Raw genomic sequence first — 19,059 nt, 5'->3', positions numbered from 1 at the left:
TGCTTTAAGCTGATTTCAAAAGACAACTTAGAGGTGTAGAAGCAGACATCAAAATCTGAAAAATTAGCTTACATTTTTCTTTTTTCAGAGTGACTACAAAGGGTTGACGATCGTTTAATTACAAGCAGAACATCCCAGAATAACAAAGAATGACAAATGGATTTAGTAGACGAAAATATGGTATTTAGACTACAATCACTCCGTAGAACTCAACTTAATTAGCTATGGCTAAAATTGTGGCTGTTCATGGAATTAACCAAGAATTTAGAGGTAGCAATACAATTCATGCCGAGTGGTTGCCAGCACTCAAAGATGGTTTGGAACGCGCTGGGGCTAAATTAGAGTCTGAGCAAGAATTTCGCTGTGCATTTTACGGAGACCTGTTCAGGGGTCGCCCGAAGTCAGGAACTGGGATACCTAATTATGATGCCAACGATGTTGAGTCAGATTGGGAGAAGGAACTCCTTTTGCAATGGTGGGAAGAAGCGGCAAAAGTAGAAGATGGTATTAGAGGCCCAAGTGAGCCATCAAGAGAAAAATCAACACCCGGATTTGTTCAAAAGGCTCTCACAGTCTTAAGTAATTCCAAGTATTTTGGTGGCGTCGCTGAGAGTATCGTAATATACTACCTCAAACAAGTTCGCAATTACTTACATAGGCAGGATTTAAGACAGCAGATTCGAGAGCGAGTTGTGGAGGCCATTGATGAAGATACCCGCGTACTTGTGGGTCATTCTTTAGGGTCAATTGTTTGTTATGAGACCTTATGTCAGCATCCAGAATGGCCTGTCAAAGTTTTTGTTACTCTGGGTTCCCCCTTGGGAATAAGACGGCTAATTTTTGACCGACTAGACCCAGCGCCCCAAGATAATTTAGGTCAGTGGCCGGGAAGTGTAGAAAAGTGGATCAATATTGCCGATCAAGGAGATGTTGTTGCTCTGGTAAAACGGCTAAACCCTTTATTTCATGGATCTGTAGAAGACAAGCTAGTTGATAACGGTGCTAATGCTCACGATGCAAGTCGTTATTTCACAGCAGCCGAAACAGGAGAAGCAATTAAGTTGGGTCTTATTGATGAATGAGAGAGCAATATGCATGGAAAAACTCGGTACTACCTAATTGCTTGTGGAACAAGTGAATATGATGATAATTATAATCCATTACCTAGTGTTAATGAAGATCTAAAAACGGTAGTCGAGGTATTTACTCAACATTTCGGTTATGAGCGAGTTTTGGAAGACTTGCAATCTAATCCGAGGGCTGAGGAGCTCAAAAGACAATTTGCCGATTGGCTTCAAGATAAAGATCGGCGCGAAACTGATATTGTAATTTTCTACTATTCTGGTCATGGGGATTCTCTGCCAGGAGATGGACATTACTTGGTAATGAAAGATACCATTATTGACCAAATTGGAACGACCGTTTTACTCACAAAAGATTTAGTCCGCCCTCTAATTAATAAGGGAGTAAAAATATCCCAAATTCTTTATATTATCGATACTTGTCATTCGGGATCTGGTGCAATAGATGTTACGAATTTTGCCTTAAACGTAATTCAGCAATATCAACCAGTCGAAAAAAAGACGAATATTGCCGTTCATGCTATTGCTGCCTGTCGTGCGAAGCAAACAGCAAACGAAGGTGTATTCTCCAATGCACTTGCAAATGCAGTTAAGAAATTGTGTCAGGATGTGGGTTTACAGACTCTGGGGTATATCAATCTAGATAAGCTAATAGAAGAGATTAAACAAAATAATACCTCTGAAGAGCAACATGTTCAATATAGCATTGCGGGAACTGAGACTTCGGCTAAATTTTTTCCTATTTTACCTAAAACTTTGCAGACATGGAAAGAAAACCGCTATGATTTTATAGAAGAATTGTTAAAGTTTTTAAGGGAAAGATTGGACGATAGTTTGTTTTTAATCAATTCTTTTCTTTTAAGTAGCAAATTTATTGAAGAATTTGTCTTAGATGAGCCAGACCTCAAAGAGAAATTAAAAGATTTATCAATTACACCAGTGTCAGATGGAATTTGCCCGCTGATTGCCTGTTCAGAATGGTGTAGGAAAAGATTCAGCGAGCGCGGTAATTACTACCAGCCAAGTCTCGCTCAGAATATTGAAGAATGGCAAAGACAAGTAATTGAATATAGAACAGGAGTAGATTTACGGAAAATTCAAGAGTTGGTCAGGAATTCATTTAACCAACTAAAAAAATATCTCAAAGATAGCGAGATCCGGCTTCAAATTGAAATTGAACCGGAATTAGATCACGATAATAATACAGGACAACTTTCTGGCTCATTGCTTTTAAATATGAATCTTTGGGTAAAAAGTAAGGATTTGCCATTGGCTCGATATGCCGAGAATGTGCGTTTGGATCTGAAAAAAAATAAACAGAATACTGAATCCGAAAGCGACAGTTTATATACTTGTCTCCAAGATATATTCCCAGATTTAATTCAGAAAGCTCATTATAGTCTGCACATTTTGCTAAAAGGGGTTAAGCTTGAGATTGAGTTTTTTCTCCCATTAGACTACTACAATACACCCATAGATAAAATTAGCGTTAATGATAATAGAGATTTTAGCAAATTAGGTAAACTATATCGAGTATTTATTAACTCATTTGAACGTTATTTTGATGAATATTTTTTTAGATCTTCTTCAGATATTGATGACAAAAAAGATAGATTATGGAAGAGCAATAATGATAGTTGTGAGATTGAATTTCCTGGAGAAGATATCTTTTATATCGGTACAGAGCCATCATTATCAGAATTGAAAACAATTGAGGAAAGCATAGCGATCGCAGTCTGGAGTCGAAATAAGAGCAAACCTCTTGTTGAAGGAGACGAAGGTCATATAAAAAGAGCAGAATGGAGGGATTGGCGTCACAAAATACATGAATTACGCAAACAAAAAGAAGACTTAGAAATAACGCTTTTCTGGGATGATTTATATCCCAAGCCTTCCCGACGCTGTAGACCTTTCAATACTGGAGTGGTAGAATAAGATGGCGAACGACCAAACAGCCGAAGAGAAGGATCTTCGCATTTACCGTGGCTTAACCCTGAGTGCTGATAGTGTGCCAAACCCAGAAAAGCAGCAAGAGCATCTCAATCGCATCCCGCCGCCCCCGCCTTGGCGAACTTTTGGTCTGTCAGTCGAAGAGTGGAAGAAAGCGAAGTCAGAGGAAAGCTCACACAACGTAGGCAAGAGCGACCCACGAGCGTTAGGGTTTGTTCCCAGTACGCAAGCAGTAGAGTTAGTTAATGCTGCATTGTGTTTGCGCCGCCCTTTGCTGATTGAAGGGAATCCCGGATCGGGTAAGACATCTTTAGCTTATGCGGTAGCGTGTGAACTGGGGCTGCCAGGACCGTACCGCTGGTCAATTGTTTCTCGCACTACCCTGAAGGATGGTCTGTATGCCTACGATGCCATTGGGCGATTGCAAGAAGCTTCCCTACTCAGGCAAAAAGTCGGTGAAACAGGTAAGATTGCAGACCCTAGCATTGGTAAGTATCTAAGGTTGGGACCTATGGGTATGGCATTTCATCAGTCTCGACCGGGTAGACCAGCGGTACTGCTCATTGACGAGATCGATAAGAGTGATATTGATATGCCCAACGATCTGTTGCATATTTTTGAAGAAGGATTTTTTGAAATACCAGAACTGGCTCGCTTACAAAGTGACGCTGAAGAGGTACTCCCCTACCGCAGTCAACGAGATGATAGTGGTACAAAAATTTCTATCGAAAAAGGGTTTGTGCAATGTCAAGAGTTTCCCTTAGTATTTATGACCAGTAATGAAGCACGAGAGTTTTCGCCGGCTTTTCTGCGCCGATGTTTGCGCCTATCCGTTAGACAACCTGACACGGAAGAAGGTTTCTACAATATTTTAGAGCAGCGGTTCGATTCTGAGTGTCTGAAGAAAGTGGATGAGCCAGCTAGAAAATTAATTCAAGATTTTCTCGATCGCATTAAGAAGAAGGACGTAAAATTAGCGACAGATCAATTGTTAAATGCTATCTATCTCTTACTGCAAGGTGACAATCTCACCCAAGAGAAGCGTCAATTTTTGTTGGATACCGTCTTCAAATCGTTGTGAGGGTAGAGAGGGGAAATGGGCAGAGAAAAAGATAAATGGTGGGGAGATGATAGAGAGACCGCTGACCTGATTTGGTGTGCGGCTCACTTGCATCGCATTATTGCCCCTCCATCCCTCAAAGGCGTTGAACCGGCAGAAGATTTGCGCCCTCCTGATGGGGATCTGCCTGCTGGAGAATCCCCGGAAGGTAGCGCAAAGGATATTCTCCCTCCTGCTAAAGAGATAGAGCCACGGACACCTATTGCCACTTATCCCAAAACCTCAGAGCATCTTCCCACGTCCCTTGAAAAAAAAGAGCCACCCTCCAGCGATCGCGCCTCCTTAGTTCGCGTTCCCGACCCGTTTCCCTTACCCAAACCTTCGTCAATTAGTAAGATGCTTTTGCCTTTAGCCAAGCGAGTTCCGAGTATCTTGGCGAATGAATTCGATATTGATGCCACAGTCGAGCAGACAGCCGAGGCAAATGGATTGCCGATTATGGCATTTCGCCCTCCCTTAGAGCGATGGTTTGAGGTACATTTACTGATCGATCGCTCACCTTCAATGGCGTTTTGGGGAGATTTAGCGGAGGGGGTAGCAACGCTCTTTCGGTGGCAAGGATTTTTCCGGGATGTACGGGTATGGCAGTTTGAGACGGGGAACAGTGAGCCAAGATTGTTTTCAGGTGCTGAACGTATTGAACGGGAGATTCGTAGTCTCATTGCACCAGGGCGGAATCGAATCTTTGTCGCGTTAACAGATACTTTGGGGAAGGCTTGGCATTCAGGAGCTGCATTTGCAGCGTTGGCTATTCTAGGGGAGCAGCATCCCGTTACCATTGCCCATGTCTTTCCCCAGACTCTGTGGCAGCGGACTGCCTTGCACCAGGCAATTCTACGGCCTCTCGTGGCTCCCCAGCCAGGATGTGCTAACTCAATGTTAAAAGTGGGAGCTAGGCTCCATACGACGGTTGATCTTTACCGATTTCCGATTTTCAACTTATCCCCCAACCATTTTAATACTTGGGCGCATTTCCTTGCGGGGAGTGGAGGTAATTCTATCCAGGGGGTTTTAATCAGACAAGAAGCACCAGTGGATACAAACCTTGAGAACAGTAAGCAGATGCAGGGGAAGCCCGAACCAATGGAAGAGACCCCCGAAGATTTACTGCGAGGATTCTTGACTAATGCCAGTCCTAAAGCACGGGAACTCGCCAAGGTGCTGGCTGCGGTTCCCTTGATTCCTCCAGTGATGCGGTTGGCACAACGTCAGTTTTTGCCCGATAGCGAACACTGGCATCTAGCAGAAGTCTTTTTTAGTGGTCTCCTCCAACGGTCTCCCCTGGGACCGAAGGAAGCAACTGTTCCAGAAACTTGGTATGAGTTTCGAGCAGGAATTCGCGAGTTGCTGCTCGAAAATAGTCCAGTTCAACGCACGGCTGAAATTTGGCGGGAAATTGGGGATTTTATCCAGCATCACTATGGAAGTCTCCGAGATTTTCAGGCGCTCATTCCCAACCCAACGGGTTCTATCCAAAATATAGCTGTAGACCGAAATCATTACTTCGCCGAGGTTGATGCAGCAGTTCTTATGACTTGGGGGGGCGAATATGCCAGTCGAGCGCAAGAACTCCGTGCCGCAGTGAGGGAACGCAAACGGCAGATTGAAAGTTTCCCGCCTAGAAGGACTTTTGAATTTGAAGTGGCACTGATAGAGGTTAATTCATCTGCGCCAATCAATACAAGCAGTCCTCTAGAAATAGTCGATGGGGTAGTTTTTACGAAAACAGGGAAACATTTGAATGATGTTGAACAGCTAATACTAGAGGGAACACTAGCAAATCAAACTTACGAGCAGATTTCAGCTTTAGGAACAGTCTCCGTGCGGGATTTAAAAAATGTTGCTCTTAAGCTATGGAAAGTTCTATCTGAAGTATTTGGTGAAAAGATTACCAAAAAAAATCTGCAAAATGTACTTAAACAATGGGAAGCACGTCGTCAGTTAACCATTCGCCGTTATCGTCGGCAATCTCAATGTTTTATCGAAGATTTGGGGAATGGAGTACAGCTAGAAATGGTAGCTATTCCTGAAGGTAGCTTTTTGATGGGATCGCCAGAGGATGAGTTGGAGCGAAGAAGCAATGAAGGACCTCAACATAAAGTAACAATTAAACCTTTTTTCTTGGGCAAATACCCGGTAACTCAGGCACAATGGAGGGCAGTTGCGTCTCTTCCCCAAGTCAACCGCGAACTCAACCCAGATCCATCTTATTTTAAAGGTGAAAATCGACCAGTTGAGCAAGTTTCATGGTATGATTGTGTAGAGTTCTGCGATCGCCTATCCAACTACACTAAAAAAACTTACCGTCTACCAAGTGAAGCACAATGGGAATATGCCTGTCGTGCAGGTACAACAACTCCATTTCATTTTGGCGAGACAATTTCGACTGAGTTAGCCAACTATAGAGGCACGGCTAACTATGGAAAAGGAAACAAAGGAATTTTTCGTGAAGAAACTACACCCGTCGGAAGCTTTGGTGCAGCTAATGATTTTGGGTTATATGATATGCATGGGCAAGTCTGGGAATGGTGTGCTGACCATTGGCATAGAAATTATGAAGGAGCACCTACAAATGGAGAAGCGTGGCTAATTCGTAACAATAATGATAATCGAGAAAGGATACAGCGCGGTGGTTCGTGGTACGACCTCCCTGATCTCTGTCGTTCCGCACGTCGCAACTGCATCAACCCGGAGGACGACGACGTCATTATCGGTTTTCGTGTTGTGTGCGTTGTGTGGCCGAGAACTAATAGCCCTTGACACTTGAGCACTTTTGCACTTGGCTCTTCTTCTCTTAGCACTTGGTCAGCGTAACGGAGTGGAGCGATCTAAAATTTTTTTTTCAAAAATCCAACTACATGAATATAGTATATCATGTAAATCCCAGTCTGTAAATTTTGCCTAAACTTTTCTCACAACCACTACGATTTGGTAGAGTCGATGGGTGGTATTATCCACCGCACCTCTCTGTTAAATCTGGACGTGCGTATTTCTACGCATCCAGCTTCCGATATTCTTAGATAAAGGTTTCTTCTGATTGTCTCATCGTCCCCAATTATGAAAATGACTTTCATAATCTAACTGGTATCCGGGTTTTCGCGCACAACAGTATCGTAGAATTCCCCTCTATCTTTTGCTCATGTGGATGTAATCATGGCAGCTTTCGTGAATAACAACTAGGTTGTTTTTCTTCCAGTTACAGTGATTGCCATCAATGTGGTGTAAGTGTAGTCGTTCTTCACTTGTACACTTTAAGCCACATTCAGCACAAGTATGGTTTTGCCTTAGTAATTGCTTTGAGGTTTCTCCGTCATATAGTTTACTGTTCCTCTCAGACCAGTAAACCAGGTCTCCGTCGTAGGGTGATTTATTTCCTTGGACTTTGATATGTTTTCCTTCGGAGTAACTTACCTTGGGAAAGGCTTGTTCTATCAGTTTTTCTGCTGATTTGCGGTTTTGTTTCTTCTCTTTATTGAACACTTTGAATGTTCTATGGTTGATAAACCACAGTGAGAATCTTGCCCCGCTCATATCGCAATACTTGTGATAGTTTCTCCATCCTCTGACAATTAGAGCTAATTTCTTAGCCTTAACTTTAGCACCATAATTCGAGTTGTTGACGACTTTCTTGACTTTCTTGCGGAATGTTTTGAAGTTATCCTCTGAGGGAGTAGTTTTTAACCTTCCGTCGTTGTACACTTTGAAGTGCCAACCGAGAAAATCAAATCCATCTGTCGAAGCGGTTAACTTTGTCTTTTTCTCGCTTACCTTTAGCCCTCTTTCTGCTAGAAATTGACTGATTTTGTTAAGTATCTCTTCTGCATCGTCTTCTGGTCTGAGGAAAAGTACCATATCATCTGCATACCGGACACAGGCTTTTACTATGTCTTTATCTGCTGTTTTAGGGGTTATTCTATACCCTTTTTGATTATGGTATCGATGTATATTCTCAATTCCATTGAGCGCAATGTTGGCTAATAACGGACTCACCACCCCCCCTTGCGGAGTTCCTTGTTCGGGAAATTCGGGATTTATTCCTGCTTTGAGTGCTCGGAATATTCCGTCCTTTAATGCTCTAGGAGCAATAAGGTTTTCCATGATAGTGGAGTGGTTTATCCTATCAAAAGTGGGTAGCTAGCTAGCGAGGTTTCCAATTATTGGCTCCTTTTCCAACTAGCCCCCGCCGAACCGTGCTTACGAGTTTCCAGGTACACGGCTCTCCAGTATTCCATTATCATGAGACTTGTTTACCTGCGGGGTTACCTGCGTGTATAGCATCATGGCATTGAGGGCAGACCATCAAAGTTTTTCTCCTACGTGCGGACATGATTTGCATCCATTGCGGTTTTTCTTTTCTACCTTTGGTTTTGAGGTCTTTGAGGGCGCGAATATGGTGAACTTCAATATCACCTCTTGCCCCACAAATCTCGCATTCATCAGCTTGAAGCCGTTTAATCAGTTCATTTCTGAACGCGGGCTTTCGCGCTCGTGGCAGGTCTTCTATGATTGTTTTTAGGTTGCGTTTTAGTGGTATACCACCGAAACGAGCCACTAAGGGTTTCTTGCCTTCTCTTGGGACGGTGATTTCGACACACTTTCTTAGACCGTGTGGCAGTTTTACCGTCTTGTGATACTTCGCGCAAATTTTAGCCACGCTAGTTTTGTGTTTACAAGCAAGAGTTTTCATCAACGAACTCCACATAACCCATTGGAGTTTTTGGAGCCACGCGATGTTTTGAGCAAGGCTGTAGAATTGTACGTACCCTCTATATTCTGATTGGTAAATGTTGATGATAGTGAAATCATCATCATTTATTAATTCAGGGCGGTGAATGGGTTTCCCATTTCTCATATAGAGAGAACATTTTTCTTCTACAAAGCTTGTGGGAATTCTTAGTCCAGTAATTCCATTAATTGAGCGCTTACCATTGGTATGCTTAGTGTCGGAATATTGAACTAGAATTTCGTAACCTAAGAAGTTCGCTGCTTCGTTTCTAGCATGAGTAATTAAGGTCTTTTCTTTAGATAATTCTAGCTGAAGATTTTCCGCTAGAAATGTCTTCAATTTTTCCTTGATTTCTTTTGCCTCTTGAAATGAACCAATGAATCCAAGTAGAAAATCATCAGCGTACCGCACATAATTTAGCCTTCTGTATTTAGGGTCACGAACATCTTTGGAAGGCATTTGCTGGTATTGAATTTCCAGTTGACGCGCTTTTTCAATTTGTCCCTTCTTCCTGTAATACCAGGCAAGTTTTACGAGTTTTGAGTATTCCGGATTTTCTGCCCTTGCTTTACCTCTTGTATACTCTGGGATAAGTGTCCGTTCGATAAATTTATCGAATTTATCAAGATAGATATTGGCGAGTATGGGTGATACTATCGCGCCTTGCGGTGTTCCGCTGAGGGTGGAGTGATATCTCCATTGCTCACAATAACCTGCCTTGAGTAAGTTTTCAATCAATCTCAGGAAGCGGTTATCTTGGATTTTCTCGCACAGAATTGACATTAAGATTTTATGGTCTATGTTGTCAAAACAGCCTTTGATATCTCCTTCAATAAACCACTTGGTTCCTTGCCAAGTGCGGTCTATTACTGTTAGCGCCGTATGGCATCCGCGTTTTGGTCTGAAACCATGACTGTTGTCGGAAAATTGGGGTTCATAATACGCTTCTAATATTAAACGTACTACTTCTTGAACCAATTTGTCTTTCCAAGTAGGAATACCTAGTGGTCGAGTTTTCCCATTTTTCTTGGGAATATTAATTCGCCTCACTGGTGTCCATCGAAAGCGTTCATATCGAATCTCTTCGATAAGAGTTTCAATCTTTTTCATGGACATTCCGTCAGCAGTTTCCTGAGTTATCCCAGGCGTCATTGCTCCAGCATTTTTATAAATGCGGCTATACGCTAAAAGGTACAAGTCGGGATTGAACAACTGTCTGTAGACATCATCCAGTGGTAAACCCCGGTACCCCCTGTCTCGGATTACATTTAACACCGTTTCGGCGTTTCGCATCTCGCGTACCTCTCGGTAACAATGTAAGAAATACCTGTTCCCCTTTGCCATGTGGACGGCTTTCCCGCCCTCGGACTACTATGGGAACTCTGTAGTCATAGGACTCGCGTCCCATAGACCATCCCGCGCTTCATCAACTCGGTACGTATCAGTGTGATTTAGGTGTCCCACTCATTCGTTAAGCCATCTCATCGGTGGCTGACTTCGTTTAAAGAAGTTGTGTGGTTCAAATGCTTAAAACTACACACAAACGATTATTCCTTTTAGGCGTTGTAGGAATAGGTAATCGAGTATACCGTCAGAATTGGGCTTCAGATAGTTTAATCTTCACCTTGTCACACAAGTCTTGCCGAACAATGGTTTTAACGCCTTCTCTCCATTTCCGGCTTTACCAACATGCTGTTGTCCCTTTTGTCTTTCGACTCCAGGTAAGTTGGTTGACTTAGAGACATTCTTCTTAGTCTCTCCCAACTTGGTTGGGAATACCGCGTTAATCGTCGCGGCGCACGCACTTTTCAATGTCTAACTCAAGAATTCTTTTTGTGATGCTGTTTGAGGTGCTTCTTAGATTTGTGAATACCTGTTTTTGGGCATCGTGGGCAGAGCGCCCAATTCTAAATCCATAGCTATGTTCATGAAAAGTTGCTTCGTGTGCTGGTTCTAGGGCAAATTTTGCTAGGCATTGCCACGTTCTATCTGCAATAGTGGGTACTTTTAGCATTCTGGTCGAACCGTCTTTTTTGGGAATTGGTATTTCTCGTAGTCGATTGTGATACCAATTTTGTTGTCTGAGAAGCAACTCTAAATCAAATCTCTCCTCAAACGTTAAGGCAGTTTTTCCATCGATGCCAGCAGTCTTTTTACCAGCATTTAGCTGAGTTACTTGACGAATAGCCAGAAACCTACCAGCTTTAGACTTCAGAATTAGCTTTTGAATTGACTTCGCTTTACGTTTGTCGCCAACTCGAATAGCTTTGAACACTCTCTTTTGTAGGCGGAATAACTCTTTCCGGAATTTCTTCCAGGGTAGTTTCTTCCAAAGTTCACTAGCATTTCTGCTGTGTCTAACCATGCTCTGCTCCATTGAATGTTTTCTGAATACCTTGCAGCAGTTACGCCGCATCCTACCCGATATAAAGGAGTTCCGTATCTCGTCTTACCTACTGAGGTTTTCGACCTTTCCCCAGACCCTTATATCGTTTTTACTCGTTCCGTTCTTTCGATTGTTTTGATGACTTAGGGCAGTCCAATTTGCCTATCCTCTCCTTGGAGTTTGCGATTAGCTTAGTCAACTTTCGCAAGAATCTAGAGGATGAAGTCTACATCTGTTGTTCGGCTTGTAGCTTTACTATGAGACACTTTTCTAGGACTTGTTTATCCGTATCATCTCCCCTTTAACGCCAGTGTGCCTGTCCGAACTTAGCTCTGTTTGCGTCCTGTTACCAGCTTCAGCCTCCGTAATTCCGAGTACGGTCACTGTGGTCAGGTAGGGATTCACTTGTCTCCTCAAGGGTAAGGCTTGCCGTTCTAGGATACTAGGCTCACTTACATCAAAAGAACAGTTATACACAGTGAAGTTGCTTCCAGTGTGTACTCTGGTTATACCCCTCTAGTTGCTAGAGGCTCTATACCAGAAACGAGCCGCACGATTAAATGGTACGTGCCAATTCTGAATCGCCTACCCAAGACCCATAAATTTATCTTAGGGGATGGGATGATTAACGCACTATACGATCTGTTAGAAAATTTAATGTTATCAATGAGTGAGTTTGTAGTTGGTATGCATGCGCTCAAGCGCAACTACAAACATCATACAAGTGTAGTTACGAACAGAAGATGACTGGTTAGCGATCGCTGTTTTGAAATCTCGCTAACAATTCTTCACGGGAGATATTGGGTAACTGTAATAACAAAGCTGCATACTCAGGTGAAGGTAAATCAATGATTGACTGAATCACTGCTGCTAAGGGAGCATCCACAGTTCCAAACCGTGCTCTTAACACAGTATCTATTATATTGCGACGGTCTGCTTGAACGCCTTGTTCTCTGGCTTCAGCAAGTCGTTGTTCGTAAACAGGTGATAGCTGCATAATTAATTCCCTCTCCTCTTGGTCTAAATCTTGTTTCAGTTCTAAAATACTTTTGAGGTTACTCAATAAATCCAGCGCCATTTCCCGCCAGGGGTTATCTTCAGATAACGCTTGCAGTTCTTGGATAGCTTGTTGTTGTACTTTTCCCTTTCCTAAAATCCTCAACCATAGTGTTTCCTCTGTAGGTGGTAACTGATGAATTACAACAATTGCGGCGCGATACCACTCGCCAAATACGTAAACCCCTGGTAACCAGTTTTCTTCATCTAATATAGCTCTAAATCCCTTTAACTGAGCTTCAGATGCTGTCGGTGACAGAATCCACAAAAAAGGTAATTCCTCTTCCGCAATTTCCGTCCCGTTCCTGTTCGCCTCCCGTTCTAATTCCGCAAAGATGTCAAATAACTTATTGAGACAACTCCGCACTTCTCCCCGTTTGACAGCATTTCTAAAAGGTTCAAACACTGCTGAGGTGGTGGCAAATTTCCCCAACAACCCCAGTTTTTCTCGCTCCTGACTTTCTGGAGGAGATGGCGCAAAATAAACATCAATTTCCTTGATTTCTGCCACGACTTTCCGGCTGGTTTCTACTGTGCCGGATGGCGATAGCAGTTCTTTGAGGTAATTTTTGGTAAATTGGTCGTAAGGAAATCTTGTCATTTTTTATCGGGAGAAAATTGCTACAAAACTGAATTGATGACATCGGTTAATTGTAGCAGCTTACCGACGATTTTTTGGCACATTTATCTGCGTGTTTCTGCGTGCATCTGCGGTTGTTTAATTTTGAGAATTGTTTAGGTAATATCATGTTCGGCTCATGACTAAATCAATGAGTGGGTTTGTAGTTGGGATGCATGCGCTCAAGCGCAACTACAAACCTCATACAAGTGTCGCTCCGAACAGAAGATGACTGGTTAGCGATCGCGCTTGAGAAATCTCGCTAATAACTCTTCACGGGAGATATTAGATAACTGTAATAACAAAGATGTGTACTCTTGTGAAGGTAAATCAATGATTGGCTGAATCACTGCTGCTAATTCCTCATCCACAGTTCCAAACCGCCCTCTCAACAAAGCGTCTATTGTACGGCGACGCTCTGCTTGAACGCCTTGTTGTCTGGCTTCAGCAAGTCGTTGTTCGTAAACAGGTGATAGCTGCATAATTAATTCCCTCTCCTCTTGGTCTAAATCTTGTTTCAGTTCTAAAATGCTTTTGAGGTTACTCAATAAATCCAGCGCCATTTCCCGCAAGGGGTTATCTTCAGACAACGCTTGCAGTTCTTCGATAGCTTGTTGCTGTACTTTTCCCTTTCCTAAAATCCTCAACCATAGTGTTTCTTCTGTAGCTGGTAACTGATGAATCGCAACAATTGCGGCGCGATACCACTCGCCAAATACGTAAACTCCCGGTAACCAGTTTTCTTCATCTAATATAGCTCTAAATCCCTTTAACTGAGCTTCAGACGCTGTCGGTGACAGAATCCACAAAAAAGGTAATTCTTCTTCCGCAATTTCCGTCCCGTTCCTGTTCGCCTCCCGTTCTAATTCCGCAAAGATGTCAAATAACTTATTGAGACAACTCCGCACTTCTCCCCGTTTGACAGCATTTCTAAAAGGTTCAAACACTGCTGAGGTGGTGGCAAATTTCCCCAACAACCCCAGTTTTTCTCGCTCCTGACTTTCTGGAGGAGATGGCGCAAAATAAACATCAATTTCCTTGATTTCTGCCACGACTTTCCGGCTGGTTTCTACAGTACCGGATGGCGATAGCAGTTCTTTGAGGTAATTTTTGGTAAATTGGTCGTAAGGAAATCTTGTCATTTTTTCTCGGAAGAAAATTGCTACAAAACTGGATTGATGACATCGGTCAATTGTAGCAGCTTTCCTCCGATTTTCTGACACATTTATCTGCGTGTATTTGCGTGCTTCTGCGGTTGTTTAGATGCATGCGCCTGTAAATGTTGGGTTTCGTTCCTCAACCCAACCTACGTGTTTTCGTATTTTTAGTAAACTGTGGTAAATTTCCTCCGATTTTCTGACACATTTATCTGCGTGTATCTGCGGTTCCTTCTAGCTCTATATGGCTAACGTGAGGCGGAGCCTCTGGATCTGCATTCCCAGGCTCCGCCTGGGAACGAGAGGAGGGGTGTAGTTTTAAACAAACTTAAACTACCTTTGCTGCTGCGCCCAAATACGTGTTGGAAGCCCCCAAACGTAAATGAAACCTTCAGCCGCCTTATGGTCAAATTTATCGTCAGCACCATAGGTTGCCAGATCGGGTGTGTAGAGGCTGTTTTCAGAAGTCCGCCCAACAATGGTGGCGTTGCCTTTGAAAAGTTTTACCCGTACAGTTCCAGAAACTCGCTCTTGTGTCTTCTGAATGAAAGCATCCAAGGCGGTTTTTAGTGGACTGTACCACAAACCGTTGTAAACCAATTGGCTGTATGTCTCTTCAATACCACGCTTGTAGTGAGTTACATCTGCGGTTAATGTTAAGCTCTCTAAATCCCTATGTGCTTGAATTAACACAGTCATGGCAGGAGCTTCATATATTTCCCGCGATTTGATACCTACCAAGCGGTTTTCTATCATGTCAATGCGTCCAACTCCGTGGTTTCCTACTACCTGGTTGAGTTGTTCGATCAACTCTACTGCATTTTTGGGTTCACCGTTGATGGCAGTGGGTATACCCCTAGTAAAACTAATCTCAACATACTCTGGCTCGTCAGGAGTATCGGCTATTGCCTTAGTCATCGCGTAGATTTCTTCTAACGGTTCCACATTGGGATCTTCCAACACCCCTGCTTCTATACTCCTTCCAAGCAAGTTACGATCGATGCTGTAGGGCGAAGATTTTTTCACTGGTGCGGGAATCCCATATCTTTCTCCATAAGCAATGGTTTCTTCACGGCTCATTCCCCATTCTCTTGCTGGTGCAAGTATCTTCAGATTGGGGTTGAGAGCAACGGTAGAAACATCAAAACGCACCTGATCGTTCCCTTTACCCGTGCAGCCGTGTGCGATCGCATCCGCTCCATATTTTTCTGCAGTCTCTACTAACACCTTAACAATTAACGGACGGGCGAGAGCTGTTGCCAGGGGATAGCGATTCTCATAGATAGCATTCGCTTGAATAGCTGGAAAAGCGTAATCCTTGACAAAACTCTGTTTAACATCTATCACCAAAGATTCACTAGCACCCGATTTCAGTGCTTTTTCTCTGACTGGAGCTAATTCATCACCCTGTCCTAAATCTGCGGCTAAAGCAATAACTTCTTCCACTCCCCACTCGTGCTTGAGGTAGGGAATGCATACAGAAGTATCAACTCCACCAGAATACGCCAAAACAACCTTTTTTGCGCGACCCATTTATTTCTCCAGTTAGCAAATTAAAAGCAAAGCAATGAGTCACTATTTTACGTAATAAATTTTGCTTTTATACAAATTAAAAGATTTAAATATTTGTAGTTTGCTATACATTTACGGCTGACATTATATCATATTCGTACACCCGCTTCAGATAGGGCGGGCAAGGACGCCCACCCAACCCCATGCGATCTCTGAGAAAGAAGTGTTAATGCACAGCTCTAACTCCTTGTTCATCCCCAATATCCGGGCTGCGTAAATCTTCTACCATTTCTTGAATTTCTAAAGGTGGTGGGGGAGTCAAGCGAGATACCACAAGGGTGACAATCAAGTTGATAATCATACCCAAAGTCCCAATTCCTTCAGCAGAAACCCCAAAGAACCAAGCTGGCATACCTGCAAACTTCACGCCTACAATGTATACTATGGTAAAAATTAAACCCGTTAGCATACCCGCAATTGCACCTTCTTTGTTCGTGCGCTTGTCGAAAATGCCGAGGAGAATAACTGGGAAAAAGCTAGAAGCTGCTAAACCAAAGGCGAAAGCAACAACTTGACCGACAAATCCCGGCGGATTGACCCCAAAATATCCAGCAAGGACGACAGATAAGCCTACCATGACACGCCCAACAAATAACCGTTTCTGTTCTGAGGCTTCCGGATCGATTATACGATAATAGACATCGTGAGCAATAGAACTAGAAATAACTAGCAACAACCCCGACGCTGTGGACAACGCAGCTGCTAAACCACCTGCTGCTACAAGAGCAATCACCCAAGGCGCTAGTTTGGCAACTTCTGGGGTGGATAGCACAATAATGTCTGGGTCAATTGTAATTTCGGTTTTGTCTTTTTGGGGGGCTAACTGAAAACGCCCATCACCGTTCTTATCCTCAAAAGATAAGAGTTTTGTCTTTTCCCATTTGTTTGCCCAGTCTAACTGCTGCACTTGCTGAACTGTACTATTATGCAGGGTATTGATGAGGTTGTAACGGGCAAACATGGAGAGGGCTGGAGCAGTGGTATAAAGAATAGCAATGAATAACAGCGCCCAACCTGCGGAAAATCTTGCCGATCGCACGTCCGGTACTGTATAAAAACGAACTATGATATGAGGGAGTCCAGCCGTTCCTACCATGAGTGCGATTGTAATAAACAGTACGTCTATGGCAGACTTATTCACAAATGCCTGAGTATATTCCTTAAACCCAAGGTCAACTTGGAGTTGGTTGAGTTTACTAGCAATATCACTGAAGGTAAAAGCAAACTGAGGAATGGGAATACCTGTTAGTAAGGTAGCAATTGCGATCGCTGGAATCAAGTAAGCAACAATCAAGATGGCGTACTGTGCGACTTGCGTCCACGTGATACCTTTCATACCACCCAAGACGGAGAAGAAAGCTACAATCACCATGCCGATGATAACACCTGTATTTATATCCACTTGGAGAAAGCGGCTAAATACAATGCCCACTCCTCGCATTTGTCCGGCAACATACGTAAAAGAGACAAATAGGGCGGCAACAACCGCTACCAAACGAGCCATATTCGAGTAGTAGCGATCGCCCACAAAATCAGGGACTGTATACTTACCAAACTTTCGGAGATATGGTGCTAACAGTAATGCCAGCAACACATAACCTCCTGTCCAACCCATGAGATAAATAGAGCCGTCATAGCCTAGAAAACTAATCAGTCCCGCCATGGAAATAAACGAGGCGGCGGACATCCAGTCAGCAGCTGTCGCTGCACCATTAGCGACTGAAGGAACCCCTTGATCTGCTACAAAAAACCCTTTACTATCATTAACTCGTGATTGCCATCCAATGTAAAGATAGAGCAAGAACGAAAGCCCGACTATTATAATCGTCCAAACTTCAACTGACACAGCTTTTCCTCACCTTTTTATGTTGTATTTGCGATCGAGTTTGTCCATCTGAAAGGCATAAATGAAAATCAACAGCACAAAAGTCAGAATTGAACCTTGCTGTGCCATCCAAAAGCCGAAAGGTACTCCAAAGAAACGTATTGTGTTCAATGGTTGTACCAGCAAGATACTAAAACCAAGGGATACCAACGCCCAAACTATTAAAAGATTGCGGATTAAAGCAGTATTGGCACGCCAGTATGAGCGACTCTTTTCTTTATCCATTTTTTTTACTATTAATGTAATAAAAAATATATCAGCTCACTCCAGATTTATATCTTTATAAACGTAAGAGATTTATTAATTTTCAACATATAATTTGTGTTCTTAAAACTTAATATTTTCCCGTAGATTATAAGCTTGATAATGGATAAAATGAGAAATTGACTGAATTTTGAAGTTCTTTATTTGTGGCTTGGAAAAAGGTAGAGGGCAGAGAACAGCTATGCTGAAGGAGAAATACCTTTTTCATAGCAAGGTTTGTGGGATTTTTTGAGAACGGACTTGAAAAATAACTTTATACTCCACCTCGATCCGGTGGCTCCGCCTGGGAACGAGAGGACGAGAGGAGGCACCGGATCGAGGTGGGGGTTCGACTCTTTACTTTTCCCAAAGACTGATAAGTTTATTTTATCTGTTAATGATAAGAATTTATTAAAAAAATATGAGAATAACTTGAACTAAGTTAATAATTTGTTACATTATTTAACATAGGTCTACAAAAAATATTCATCCAGTACACCAGTGAATAGTAAACAGTGGTGACGGATGTCTATTATAGTCCCAGCCTATCTTGGCGCTGAAGTTCCCAATCCTTGCAATTTGTAACATGGATGTTAATGAACTCATAAAACACTACAAAGCAGGCAATAGAGATTTTTTACAGGTGTCCTTGCAACGAGCTCACCTGAGCGAAATCTGTCTTGCCAAAATTAATCTGAGTCGAGCAAATCTCACTGGCGCGACTTTATCAGCAGCGAATCTACGCGGCTCGATTTTGACGGAAGCCCTTCTAGCGGAAGCCACTTTGTGGAGGGCAGACTTAACAGAAGCTTTTATGATTTGGGCGAATTTGCACAAAGCTAATTTAATTCGTGCAAATCTTTGTAAAGCGGATTTACATCAGGCGGTGCTGACTAAGGCAGATTTGCGTTTAGCCGATTTAAGTTTTGCGGACCTCAGTAACGCTAACTTAGAGGGTGCTGATTTACGCTATGCTAACTTAAGCGGTGCAAATTTAGCAGGTGCCAACTTAAGTAAAGCAAACCTAACTGGTGCAAAATTGAGTCAGGCTGACTTGTATAACGTAAACTTGACAAAAGCAATATTGTTGAGAACTGATTTATGCCATACTGACATCAGTTCTATGACAGTGAGCAGCGACTTACTCTTGAGCGATCGCTGATAGCAATTAAGTAATGAGTAGCGCCTCCGCAGGTGGTATGATTCATTCCATAATTGGTATTGATGAACGCGATGATGGCAAGAGTAGTATTTTGAGGGGCA

The 19,059-nt window shown here is 42.8% G+C and carries 11 protein-coding genes and 3 pseudogenes; 6 read left to right on the top strand and 8 right to left on the bottom strand.

Annotated features, from left to right (window positions below; genetic code table 11):
- Window positions 1–224 precede the first annotated feature (224 nt).
- The 4 genes from F7734_RS11565 to F7734_RS63350 are packed head-to-tail and all read left to right on the top strand — an operon-like array spanning window position 225 to window position 6,912.
- A complete protein-coding gene (locus F7734_RS11565) occupies window positions 225–1,082 on the top strand; it encodes a hypothetical protein (RefSeq protein WP_155744790.1) in 858 nt (285 codons plus the stop codon).
- A 9-nt stretch (window positions 1,083–1,091) separates the two neighbouring features.
- Complete coding sequence (locus tag F7734_RS11560; protein ID WP_155744789.1) at window positions 1,092–3,017, top strand: caspase family protein; 1,926 nt, start codon at window positions 1,092–1,094, stop codon at window positions 3,015–3,017.
- 1 nt (window position 3,018) lies between these two features.
- On the top strand, window positions 3,019–4,113 hold the full coding sequence (locus F7734_RS11555; protein ID WP_155744788.1) for a MoxR family ATPase: 1,095 nt from the start codon (window positions 3,019–3,021) through the stop codon (window positions 4,111–4,113).
- Between the two features lie 15 nt (window positions 4,114–4,128).
- A complete protein-coding gene (locus F7734_RS63350) occupies window positions 4,129–6,912 on the top strand; it encodes a formylglycine-generating enzyme family protein (RefSeq protein ID WP_243146819.1) in 2,784 nt (927 codons plus the stop codon).
- 366 nt (window positions 6,913–7,278) lie between these two features.
- On the opposite strand, the pseudogene F7734_RS11545 reads toward F7734_RS63350, so the two are convergent.
- The 3 genes and pseudogenes from F7734_RS11545 to F7734_RS11535 form a co-directional block, all read right to left on the bottom strand.
- Window positions 7,279–8,277: pseudogene (locus F7734_RS11545) on the bottom strand (reverse transcriptase domain-containing protein); the annotation flags it as partial.
- Window positions 8,278–8,386: 109 nt separating this feature from the next.
- Window positions 8,387–10,171, bottom strand: coding sequence for a reverse transcriptase/maturase family protein (locus F7734_RS11540; RefSeq protein ID WP_166481678.1), 1,785 nt, complete (start codon window positions 10,169–10,171; stop codon window positions 8,387–8,389).
- A 508-nt stretch (window positions 10,172–10,679) separates the two neighbouring features.
- Window positions 10,680–11,243: pseudogene (locus F7734_RS11535) on the bottom strand (reverse transcriptase N-terminal domain-containing protein); the annotation flags it as partial.
- Between the two features lie 555 nt (window positions 11,244–11,798).
- Here F7734_RS11535 and F7734_RS63345 point away from each other — a divergent pair.
- A pseudogene (locus F7734_RS63345) lies at window positions 11,799–11,927 on the top strand (four helix bundle protein); the annotation flags it as partial.
- Window positions 11,928–12,015: 88 nt separating this feature from the next.
- On the opposite strand, the gene F7734_RS11530 reads toward F7734_RS63345, so the two are convergent.
- From F7734_RS11530 to F7734_RS11510, 5 genes are all read right to left on the bottom strand, one after another.
- Complete coding sequence (locus F7734_RS11530; protein ID WP_155744785.1) at window positions 12,016–12,921, bottom strand: hypothetical protein; 906 nt, start codon at window positions 12,919–12,921, stop codon at window positions 12,016–12,018.
- Between the two features lie 254 nt (window positions 12,922–13,175).
- Window positions 13,176–14,081 (bottom strand): hypothetical protein, encoded by a 906-nt coding sequence (locus F7734_RS11525; protein WP_155744815.1) that lies wholly within the window; start codon window positions 14,079–14,081, stop codon window positions 13,176–13,178.
- 348 nt (window positions 14,082–14,429) lie between these two features.
- Window positions 14,430–15,629 carry an argininosuccinate synthase gene (locus tag F7734_RS11520; protein ID WP_155744784.1) on the bottom strand — a complete coding sequence of 400 codons (1,200 nt, stop codon included), beginning with the start codon at window positions 15,627–15,629 and terminating at the stop codon, window positions 14,430–14,432.
- A gap of 205 nt (window positions 15,630–15,834) precedes the next feature.
- Window positions 15,835–17,514: a sodium:solute symporter family protein gene (locus F7734_RS11515; protein ID WP_166481849.1), complete on the bottom strand. Its 1,680-nt coding sequence runs from the start codon at window positions 17,512–17,514 to the stop codon at window positions 15,835–15,837.
- A gap of 9 nt (window positions 17,515–17,523) precedes the next feature.
- A complete protein-coding gene (locus tag F7734_RS11510) occupies window positions 17,524–17,778 on the bottom strand; it encodes a DUF4212 domain-containing protein (protein WP_155744783.1) in 255 nt (84 codons plus the stop codon).
- Window positions 17,779–18,382: 604 nt separating this feature from the next.
- On the opposite strand from F7734_RS11510, the gene F7734_RS11505 reads away from it, so the two are divergent.
- Window positions 18,383–18,958: a pentapeptide repeat-containing protein gene (locus F7734_RS11505; RefSeq protein ID WP_155744782.1), complete on the top strand. Its 576-nt coding sequence runs from the start codon at window positions 18,383–18,385 to the stop codon at window positions 18,956–18,958.
- Window positions 18,959–19,059: the final 101 nt, after the last annotated feature.

This window comes from Scytonema sp. UIC 10036 (genome assembly GCF_009725235.1).
The sequence above is the reverse complement of the archived record's forward strand: the minus strand, read 5'-3'. Positions and strand labels throughout refer to the sequence as shown.

What these genes read in the sequence shown, in the direction of transcription:
- F7734_RS11560 (WP_155744789.1), top strand. Translation starts at nt 1,092, where the DNA reads ATGCATGGAAAAACTCGGTACTACCTAATTGCTTGTGGAACAAGTGAA.
- F7734_RS11505 (WP_155744782.1), top strand. Translation starts at nt 18,383, where the DNA reads ATGGATGTTAATGAACTCATAAAACACTACAAAGCAGGCAATAGAGAT.
- F7734_RS11540 (WP_166481678.1), bottom strand. Translation starts at nt 10,171, where the DNA reads ATGCGAAACGCCGAAACGGTGTTAAATGTAATCCGAGACAGGGGGTAC.
- F7734_RS11510 (WP_155744783.1), bottom strand. Translation starts at nt 17,778, where the DNA reads ATGGATAAAGAAAAGAGTCGCTCATACTGGCGTGCCAATACTGCTTTA.
- F7734_RS11565 (WP_155744790.1), top strand. Translation starts at nt 225, where the DNA reads ATGGCTAAAATTGTGGCTGTTCATGGAATTAACCAAGAATTTAGAGGT.
- F7734_RS63350 (WP_243146819.1), top strand. Translation starts at nt 4,129, where the DNA reads ATGGGCAGAGAAAAAGATAAATGGTGGGGAGATGATAGAGAGACCGCT.
- F7734_RS11530 (WP_155744785.1), bottom strand. Translation starts at nt 12,921, where the DNA reads ATGACAAGATTTCCTTACGACCAATTTACCAAAAATTACCTCAAAGAA.
- F7734_RS11520 (WP_155744784.1), bottom strand. Translation starts at nt 15,629, where the DNA reads ATGGGTCGCGCAAAAAAGGTTGTTTTGGCGTATTCTGGTGGAGTTGAT.
- F7734_RS11555 (WP_155744788.1), top strand. Translation starts at nt 3,019, where the DNA reads ATGGCGAACGACCAAACAGCCGAAGAGAAGGATCTTCGCATTTACCGT.
- F7734_RS11525 (WP_155744815.1), bottom strand. Translation starts at nt 14,081, where the DNA reads ATGACAAGATTTCCTTACGACCAATTTACCAAAAATTACCTCAAAGAA.